This is a genomic window from Bacillus sp. 2B09, from assembly GCF_003946835.1.
In the GTDB taxonomy this organism is placed as follows: Bacteria; Bacillota; Bacilli; order Bacillales; family Bacillaceae; genus Bacillus; species Bacillus altitudinis.
Window position 1 is genome coordinate 113,245 of record NZ_RPSG01000005.1, and the last position, 11,199, is coordinate 124,443.

Sequence of the window (11,199 nt, forward strand, 5' to 3'; positions counted from 1 at the left end):
CATTTTCGGTCATATTTGCAAAATTTAAGGAAAAACATGAAATTTTTGCGGTAATTGGTCATTTATTTTCGGTGGAACGCAACTATTATTAGTTATTTTCGGTAAATATCGTAAATTATGATGTGATCCCTTCGGCATAACGCATGAATCTTTACACCCATTTTTCGGTGAAAAAAACAATAATTTCATATAAAGTGGACGTAAATAGAAAATATCTAAAAGAAAAGAAGAAAAAGGCAAATCTATGGAAACATAGAGACGCAAAGCCATGTCCTAAGGTAAAAGTTGCTTTTTTACTATGGTCGGCAGGTTACCGAATCAAAATGGGAGTTCCTCCGTTTTATTCGGGGTGGGCTCCTTTTCTGTTATTCCGTCTATTTTAATGAAATAGACTTGGTTCTTTTGATATAGAGGGTGCAGGGTATCACAGTTGGTGGAGAAAACATAGAAGAGCGGAGGATGAGAATGAGTACAGTTTATTACCCCTTAACACATGCGCAAAAGCGAGTATTCTACACGGAAAGATTTTATCCAGGCACAAGTATTTCTAATTTGGGTGGGTTTGCCAAGTTAAGATCGGTATCAGGTCTAAATCCTTCTTTGATCGTTGATGTGCTTCAAGCGTACATTCGTGAAACTGATTCTCTTCGTTTAAGGCTGGTGTATCAACATGAGCAGGAGGAGCCCGTTCAATATATCAAGCCATATGAAAAACAGCCGATTCGTTTGGTGAAAGGCTGGAGTGAAAAGGAAGTCAGAGCGTGGGCGAACGAGGAGATTCGTGAGCCGATGGAACTGATTGATCGTTCCTTAATTGAATTTACGGTCTTTCAAATCAGTGATCAAGAGTGCTGGCTGTTCTGTAAAGCACATCATATTGTGGCTGATGGTATTTCAATTATCTTGATGGGAAACCGAATCATTGATCTATACCATGACATGCTGCAGGGGACAGACATCTCCCCAATTGAAGATATTTCCTTCGTTGATCACATCATGAGTGAGCAAACGTATGAATCTTCTAAACGTTTTCAGAAAGACCAAGCTTTTTGGAACGAGCAATTTGCCAATATTCCAGATTTCGCTTCTTTAACACCGCATAAAGGTTACGAGATGAGCTTACATGCGGAGAGATTTTCAGGGGATATTCCTGATTCTTTAAAGGAGAAGCTTCGAGTCTTTTGTGAAGAAGAGAAAGTCAGTATGCTTTCTATGTTTATGTCCGCTGTCTATATTTACTTGCACCGATTTAGCGGCATGGAGGATGTGGTCCTTGGAACTTTTATGGGCAATCGGACAAATGCAAAGGAAAAAAAGATGATTGGGATGTTTGTGTCGACCATTCCGATGCGCGCATCTGTGCAAGGATCCCTCACGTTTCTTGATTTCGTGAAGCAGGTCATGGCGGATCAGATGAAGATCTTGCGTCATCAAAAATATCCTTACAATGTGCTCATGAATGATTTAAGGGAAAGAGATGGATTTACAGGACGCCTGTTTGATATTTCTTTAGAGTATCAGGTCATGCAGTGGCAGAAAAAAGAGAATCTTTCGTTCATTACGGAGCCGATTTTTAGTGGAAGCGGAATGAATGATATATCGATTCATGTGAAAGACCGCTGGGATACAGATACATTGACCATTGATTTGGATTACCGTACAGATCTATTTAGTGAAGACGATATGAGTAAGCTGTTTGATCGATTGATCATTTTGCTGGAGGCGGCAGTCTCTCAGCCAGATCAGCTGATTGGGGCTCTCTCTTTACTGCCAGCAGATGAACAAAAGCAGCTGCTTCAATTATCTAAGGGAGAAGCATTTGATTTACCAGGAGCGAAACCAGTTCACCACTTATTTGATGAGGTAGCTAAAACGTATTCAGAACGGGCAGCTGTGGTAGCGGAAAATGGAACGTTCACTTATGGAGAGCTGTATCAAAAAGCGGACAAACTGGCACGATTTTTACAGATGAAAGGTGTCTCGCGTGATGTACCAGTTGCTGTTTTAATGGAACGGACGGCAGATGCGATGGCTGCCATTTTTGGGATATTAAAAGCTGGCGGTGCATATGTACCGATCGATCCGGCATTACCTGAGGAACGCATTCAATTTATTGTAGAAGATTCTGGTGCTTCTATCGTTTTAACAGAAGAATCGTTTGTTCAGCGATATTCATCCATTGCGGAAAAAATGATTGTCCAGCAGCATATGGAATTAGAAGATCGTCCGCTGCCTGAGCTGATCGATCAGACGACATCACAGGATTTGGCTTATCTCATTTATACATCGGGTACGACTGGAAAGCCGAAGGGAGTGATGATCGAGCATCTTCAGCTGCATCATTTGGTTCATGCCCTGCATCACGAAGTGTATGAGGGGGCAAATCAGCTTCAAGTGGCGCTTCTTGCCCCATTCCATTTCGATGCATCTGTTAAACAAATCTTTGCTGCTCTTTTATTTGGACATACGCTTCATATTGTGCCAAGAGAAACGACACGAAACGGTGTACAGCTAGCGGCTTATTACAAAGAACATCAAATTAAGGCAACAGATGGAACGCCAGCACATGTGCAGCTTTTACTTGCAGCGGATTTGGATGGGCTTGCACTGACTCATATGCTGATTGGGGGAGAAGCACTCCCTGCGAAAGCAGCGCAGGCGCTGATTGAAGCTGTGCGTGTCAGCCAGCCGGATTTTGCCTTGTGGAATGTGTATGGTCCGACAGAAACGTGTGTGGATGCGGCGGTTCACCGTCTAGATATCGGTGAGCTGCAGAAGTCACCAGAACAGCGCTATGTGTCAATTGGAAAGCCACTGGGCCATCACCGAATTTATATTTTAAATGAACATGAACAACTACAGGTGCAGGGAGCTGTGGGAGAACTATGCATTGCGGGAATAGGAGTTGGACGGGGCTATGTGAATCAGCCTGAATTGACGGAGAAGGCATTCAGACCAGATCCATTTTTTCCTGAAGACCGGATGTATCGCACAGGTGATGTAGTGAGATGGCTTCCAGACGGCACAATTGATTACCTTGGAAGAATAGATGACCAAGTGAAAATAAGAGGTTACCGCATCGAAACAGGTGAAATTGAGGCAGTCATGGAGCAGGTAGACGGAGTCGAACAGGCTGTCGTCCTTGTCGTGGATGAACCGGACGGTGGAAAGGCTTTAAGTGCTTACTATCAAGCACGACAAGAATTTCTTTCCGTGGACACCCTGCAAGCCGCTATCAAACATCAGCTACCAGCTTATATGATGCCGCTTTATTTCAAGCAGCTTGAGGCATTTCCACTGACAGTTAGCGGAAAAGTCGACCGGCGTGCGCTTGCTGCATTAAAAGGAGATAAGGCTGTCAGTGCTGTTTATGTAGCGCCTAGAAACGATGTAGAAACGAAGCTTGTTCGTTTGTGGGAAGACGTTCTTCATCAAGAGAACATAGGTGTGTACGACTCATTCTTTGACATAGGCGGGCATTCACTCAAAGCGATGAAAGTTCTTACACTCGTTCAGCGGGCTTTTCAAGTGGAGGTCCCTTTATCTGTTTTATTTGAACAGCAAACGATTGCAGCACTTGCTGTTTATATTGATCAAGCGGAAAAGTCTTCACAAGTGGTCATACCGAAAGCACCGACTGCCGCCGATTATCCACTGTCACCAGCGCAGCAGCGTGTTTATATGGTGACTCAGCTGGAGCAGAGCATCGCCTATCATATGCCTGCCGTTGTGAAATTAAGAGGAACGCTGCAACGAGAGAAGTTGGAGGGAGCTTTTGAAAAACTGATCGCACGTCATGATATGCTGCGCACTTCTTTTCATACAGTCAAAGGAGTCCCTCGTCAGCGGATAGCTTCATCCGTTCCATTTCAAATAGAACAGGTGACAGGCAGCACGATGGAAGAGAACATGCGTCAATTTGTCCGACCTTTTCATCTTGAGCAGGCTCCGCTTTTGCGTGTTGGGCTACAGTCTTTACATGACCAGGAGCATCTTCTCTATTTCGATATGCATCATCTGATTTCAGATGGTCTTTCAATTGATTTGATGCTGCGTGAGTTGTCTGACGCATATGAGGGATTAGTGAAAGCGCCATTGAAGCTTCAATATCAAGATTATGCTGTTTGGCAAGAACAACAGGCAGAGCAAGGCGGTCAAATCGATGAAGCTTTCTGGCTGAAAGAATTTTCAGGAGATATCCCTGCTTTGCAGCTGCTAACTGATTATCAGCGTCCGGCTGTCCAGTCTTTCGCTGGAGACCGCATTCTCAGAAACATCGATGAGACGTTAACAGGCCGTTTGCAGGAGCTTGCAGCGAATCATCATACGACGCTGTATACCGTGTTGCTTTCTGCTTACTATACATTGCTTGCGAAATACACAGGTCAAAAGGAGTTTGTAGTGGGGACGCCAACAGCAGGCCGGGTGCATGCAGATTTGAATGACATGATCGGCATGTTTGTCCAAACACTTGCTTTACGTTCAGAGGTAGATCCGAACGGTTCAATGACGCAGTTGATTGAGCAAGTAAAGGAAAAGACGATGAGGGCGTTTGAGCATCAGCAATATCCATTCGAGCGGCTGCTTGAAAAGCTAAATGTGCAAAGAGATTTTAGCCGCCATCCATTATTTGATACGGTCTTTACTCTAACGCCAGATCATTCAACAGCCCAGCATATTGGAGAGATGAAAGTCGAAGTCGAGGAAACCAATTTCCATATTGCAAAGTTTGATCTCACACTTCAAGCGATGGAGTCAAGTCATGGTCTTTCCTTTGTTCTCGATTACAGTACGGCGTTATTTAAACGAAGTACTGCCGAGCAGATGCTCAAGCATTATGTTTATCTTCTGGAGCAGATGGTCGAAATGCCGGAGCAAGCGATTCAATCATACCGCTTACTGTCTGAACAAGAAGCAGCGGCTCAATTGAAGATGTGGAACCCGTTACCTACGCCATATCCTGTGGAAGAAACCATTGTGACGCAATTTGAATCGCAAGTACAGCAGCATGGTCATCAGCCTGCTTTGCAATATAAAGATGAGGTTCTTTCTTATCAAGAGCTGAATCGCAGAGTGAACCAGCTGGCTCATTATTTACGTGAACATGGTTTTGAAAAAGGGATGACAGCGGCTTTATTCTTTGAACGTTCCAATGAGATGGTGTTGTCGGTTTTAGCTGTGCTAAAGGCTGGCGGTGTCTATGTGCCAATCGATCCTGACTTCCCTGATGAGCGCATCAAGCACTTTTTGACAGATAGTGGTGCACAGTTTGTCCTGACCCATCAGGTGCTGCGTCATCGCTCTGTGCTTACTGCGTTTGAAGGGAAAATCATAGAAACAGAAGATCGAGCCGTTGATCAGCAGTCAGAGAGCAATCCAGTTGTATGTGTTTCGCCTTTGGACTTGGCGAATTTAACCTATACATCTGGTACGACAGGCAAACCTAAAGGGAACATGGTGACGCACCGGAACATTTTGAGAACAGTGAAGCAGTCGAATTATCTCACCATTCATCATGAAGACACGGTGATGAGCATTTCAAACTATGTATTTGACGCATTTATGTTTGATGTGTTTGGCGCTTTATTGAACGGAGCGAAACTCATTGTTTTGCCAAAGGATCACATTTTAAATATGAATGAGCTTTCTGGCGCGATTGAGAAGGAAAAAGTCAGTATTTTAATGATCACGACCGCTCTATTTCACTTACTGATTGATATGAAAAAAGGCAGCCTGAAAAACGTCAGAAAAGTGCTGTTTGGCGGGGAACGTGCTTCTGTGCCGCATGTTGTGGCAGCCCTTGAAACGGTTGGAGAAGACAAACTTATTCATATGTATGGACCTTCTGAAAGCACGATTTTCACAACGTATTATCCGGTGAATCACATTGAAGAACAAGCACTATCGATTCCGATCGGAAAGCCGGTGAGTCAAACGGCTGTTTATATTGTCGATGAGTTTGGACATGTGCAACCGCCGGGAGTAGCTGGAGAGCTTTGTGTCGCAGGTGACGGACTGGTCAAGGGGTATTATCGCCAGCCAGAGTTAACGAGCGAAAAGTTTGTTGAAAATCCTTTCCGACCTGGTGAAGTCATGTACAAAACGGGCGATCTCGCACGATGGCTGTCAAATGGAGATATTGAATTCATTGGGCGAATAGATCATCAAGTCAAGATTCGAGGTCAGCGTATCGAGCTTGGCGAAATTGAACACCAGCTATTGCAGCATCCGCAAGTGAAGGAAGCTGTTGTCATTGCGATATCAAATGATACATTGTGTGCATATTTCACAGCAGAAGGTGCTGTTTCACTGTCGGATTTACGTGAGCAAGCAGGACGAGAACTCCCTGTTTATATGATGCCAGCTTTCTTCATGCAATTAGACGAGCTGCCACTAACGGGGAATGGCAAGGTAGACAGACGGGCATTACCGGTACCTGATGTAAGTGAGCAGGCGGCAAATGAATACGTCCCACCTCAATCAGATACAGAGCGTATATTGGCACATATTTGGCAGGAAGTTCTTGAAGTGCCGAAAATCGGCAGACATGATCATTTCTTTGAATGCGGAGGTCATTCACTGCGCGGCATGAAAATGTTGAACAGGCTCTATGAAGAGATGCATGTGGAATGTACGTTGAAAACATTATTTGAATCACCCACTTTAGAGGCGTTTGCCCATGCGGTGGATCAAACAGATCGAACTGAAATCAGACGAGTGGAAAAAGCGGAAGAAGCGGCTGTTTATCCTGTGACATCTGCTCAGAAAAGATTATTTGTTCTGCAAAAAATGACAGATGCCGAGCAGAGCTATCATATGCCAGCTGCTTTAAAGCTTGAAGGTGTATTTGATGAAAAACGATTTAAAAAAGCCATTGACCAGCTTGTTCATCGCCATGAAGCATTCCGTACGAGTTTTGACTTCGTTCAGGGTGAACCTGTTCAACGAATTGAAACGAATGTTTCTGTGAACATTGAAAACATCGAAGGGGAAGGCCGAGACATTCAGCAATTAATGAATGATTTTATTCGTCCATTTGATGTAGAAAAAGCGCCGCTGCTCAGAGTGGGGCTTGTGTCTGAATCGGAGAGTGTTCATTATCTGTTGATTGATATGCACCACATCATTTCAGATGGTGCGTCTGTCGGTATTTTAATTGATGAGCTATCGATCTTGTATCGAGGAGACGAACTTGATGAATTGCCTATTCAATATAAGGATTATGCGGTCTGGTCAAACAGTGAAGAATCTCTTGTACAAAAAGAGGCTGAAGCGGCGTTTTGGTTGGAACAATTACAAGGAGAACTGCCTGTTTTGGCGTTGCCTGAGGATCTTCCGAGACCAAAGGTTCAGACGTTTGAAGGGGGCCGCGTCGAATTCTCTATAGACGGTGCGCTTAAAGCGCAATTGGATGAGCTGGTTAGATCACTCAACGGTACAACGTATACAGTGCTGCTTGCTTGCTACAGTACGCTTTTAAGCAAGCTTTCGAGACAAGAAGACATCATGATCGGTTCTCCAGTGGTGGGCAGAACCCATCCTGATATTCAATCAGTCATCGGCATGTTTGTGAATACGCTGGCACTCAGAACAAAACCAGAAGGACACCAGACATTTTCTCAATTTGCGTCAACAGTTCATGAGCTTGTGTTAGCGGCAAATGAACATCAACTTTACCCATTTGAAGAACTGGTGGACCAAGTACAAACGGTTCGCGACACAAGCCGCCATCCAATCTTTGATGTGGTGTTCTCGATGGAAAATGCAGATATTCGTGACTTGTCGATGGATGGACTTGATATCATTCCCCAGCCGTTCAATGAGAACATAGCAAAATTTGACTTAACCTTAACTGGAAACGAAACTGACGAGCAAATCGAGCTTGTGTTTGATTTTAATTCTTCTATCTTTGAACGGTCGTCGATTGAGAAGTGGAAGGAGTATTTCCTTTACTTGATCGAACAAATGGTGTCAGCACCAGATCAATTATTAGATCAGATGCAATTATTATCACCAGAGCAGCAGCAAAAACTGCTTGATGAATGGTCCGGACCTATCCTAGATGTCCCGACGGATCAAACGGTTCATGCATTGATTGAGGCGAAGTCACAGGAAGTACCTCATCAAAAAGCCGCATCCTTCTGCGGCACAAGCTGGACGTATGAAGAACTGAACAACCGGGCGAATACAGTCGCCGCAAGACTCATTTCCACCGGCACAAAACCGGGAGACCGCATCGGCATTCTCACGCGTCCATCGCTCGAGATGACAGCCGCTGTTCTCGGTGTGCTCAAGGCAGGTGCGGCATTCGTGCCAATTGATGCCGATTATCCAGCGCAGCGCATTGCCTACATGTTGGAAGATGGCAGGGCAGAGGTCCTTCTGATTCAGAAAGGGCTCACTGCACCACCTTCTTTCACAGGTCATACCCTCTCAATAGAAGAGGCGGTAGAAGGAGAAGCGCACGAGATTCAGGTTCCTATCAAACCAACGGATCTCGCCTATATGATTTACACATCTGGAACGACTGGACAGCCGAAGGGTGTCATGGTCGAGCACCAGTCCCTTGTCAATCTCGCCTACTGGCACAATGATGCCTTCCAGGTGACGAAACAAGACCGAACCGCCAAATATGCCGGCTTTGGCTTTGATGCCTCCATTTGGGAGATGTTCCCGACGTGGATCGCCGGCGCAGAGCTCCATATCATCGACGAAGCGATTCGCCTCGATATGATCAAGCTCAATTCGTATTTTAATCACGAAGGCATCACCATTGCGTTCCTGCCAACACAGCTATGTGAGCAGTTTATGTCGATGGACAATCATTCTCTCCGTTACTTACTGACAGGCGGGGACAAGCTGAAACAGGTGAAGCCCGTTCCATACAAACTCGTCAATAACTACGGCCCAACAGAAAATACGGTCGTGGCGACAAGCGGGATCATTGATCCAGATCAAGGCACGCTTCCTATCGGAACAGCGATTGCCAATACTCGTTTTTACATTATGGGTTCGTTATATGACCTCTCGCCGCAAGGCGTACCGGGTGAGCTCGTGATTGCGGGGAAAGGACTGGCAAGAGGCTACTGGAATCTCCCAGAGGAAACGGACAAACGGTTTGTCCCAGATCCATTTTATCCAGGAGAGCGCATGTACCGTACAGGTGACTTGGTGAAATGGACAGAGGATGGCGAGCTGATCTACCTCGGTAGAAAAGACCATCAAGTGAACATCCGCGGATTCCGTATTGAGCTGTCAGAAATTGAAGCGCAGCTCCTTGCGCTGGGTTCAGTCCAAGAAGCCGTCGTGACAACGGTTAAAGACGCAAGTGATCAAGACGCTCTTGTCGCTTACGTCATCACAGATGAAGAAACGGGCACTTTGAAAGAAAGCTTAAAGCGCACCTTGCCTGAATATATGGTGCCATCATGGATCATCAAGCTAGACCAACTGCCGATGACGGCAAATGGAAAAGTGGATCTCAAAGCACTGCCAGCACCTGATATGGAAGCGAATCAAACAGCATACGAAGCGCCAAGAGATGAAGTGGAAGCACTGCTTTGCGGCATTTGGGAAGATGTGCTTGGCGTCAGCCAAGTCGGTATTCACGACCATTTCTTCTTCCTTGGCGGAGATTCGATTAAAGGCATCCAAATGGCAAGCAGACTCACGCAAGAGGGCTGGAAGCTCGATATGAAACTGCTTTTCCAATATCCAACGATTGCGGAGCTTCGCCCATATATCGAAGAAGCGGACCTTCTCACAGCCGATCAATCACCTGTGGAAGGAGAGGTCATTTTAACACCAATTCAGCGCTGGTTCTTTGAACGGAACTTCAGCAGCCAGCATCATTGGAATCAGTCCGTTATGCTCCATGCGGCAAATGGTTTGGATGAAGCGCTTGTCAAGCAAGTGCTCGAGCAGATGATGACCCATCATGATGCTTTGCGATTGGTTTATCCGATAGAAGAAGGACGCATCATCCAGCGTCATCGTGGAGTAGACGAAAACGATGTAGCGGTGGACGTGATAGAAGTACAAGGAGAACGATCACAGCAAATCGAGCACGTAGAAAAGCTGGCAAATGAAGTGCAGGCGAGTATTTCTTTAACAGAGGGACCATTAGTCAAACCTGCGATTTTCCGTACGGATCATGGAGATCACTTATTGCTTGTTGTACATCATCTTGTCATTGATGGTGTGTCATGGCGTATTTTCCTTGAAGACTTCATGGCTCTTTATGAGCAGGCGAAGCGTGGGGAGAAGCTGACACTTCCTGAAAAAACACATTCATTCCAAGCATATGCCCAGAAGTTGACGGAATACGCGGTGTCAGATGAGCTGCTGGCAGAAAGGGACTATTGGAAAAAGGTACTTGGGCATTTAACTGCACCTCTGCAAAAGGATCATGTTACAGAGGATCAAAGAATGCTGCATACAAAAACCATTCGCTTTACGCTGTCTGAGGAAGAAACACGCAGCCTACTGACAGAAGTACATGAGGCGTACCATACGGAAATCAATGACATTTTGCTAACCGCTTTAGGATTGACCCTGAAAGAGTGGACAGGAGAAGACAGACACTTTATTCACCTTGAAGGACATGGAAGGGAAGACATCCTTCCGGCGGTCAATGTGTCGCGGACCATCGGCTGGTTTACGAGCATGTATCCTGTGCTGCTTGATTTGTCGCATGCGGAGGATCTTTCGTATCAAATCAAGCTTTTGAAAGAAGAGCTCAGACACATTCCGAACAAGGGAATCGGCTATGGCGTTTTAAAATACTTAACGCCTGACAAAATGAAGGACGGTATCGCATTTGATGTCACGCCAGATATCAGCTTTAACTATCTTGGTCAGTTTGATGAACAGATTGGCGGGGGTGAACTAAGTCGATCCACTTGGCAGGCAGGTCAATCATTAAGTCCAGAATCAGAGAAACCTCATGCATTAGATATTGTTGGTTTCGTAGAACAGGGCATGTTCCATATGACGATGTCATATCACCAGCTTGAATTCGAAGAGCAAACGATGGAACAGTTTAAGGACCTTTTAAAAAAGAACGTGAAGGCACTCATCTCACATTGTGTATCACAAGATGAAGCGCAAATTACACCTAGTGATGTAGGAGACGATGACCTGACCATGGATGAACTTGAAAAGCTAATGGATATATTTTAAGCAAACGAAGAGGTGGAC

Annotated in this window: 1 protein-coding gene and 1 riboswitch; the gene reads left to right on the plus strand. The window is 45.2% G+C overall.

Annotation, left to right across the window (positions count from 1 at the left end; translation table 11 throughout):
* Positions 1-225: 225 nt before the first annotated feature.
* Positions 226-318: riboswitch (cyclic di-GMP riboswitch) on the plus strand.
* A gap of 147 nt (positions 319-465) precedes the next feature.
* Positions 466-11,181: a non-ribosomal peptide synthetase gene (locus EBQ12_RS11775; protein ID WP_164511649.1), complete on the plus strand. Its 10,716-nt coding sequence runs from the start codon at positions 466-468 to the stop codon at positions 11,179-11,181.
* Positions 11,182-11,199 lie beyond the last annotated feature (18 nt).

Bases quoted from the DNA above. Each gene is read 5' to 3' on its own strand.
- EBQ12_RS11775 (WP_164511649.1), top strand. From the start codon at position 466: ATGAGTACAGTTTATTACCCCTTAACACATGCGCAAAAGCGAGTATTC.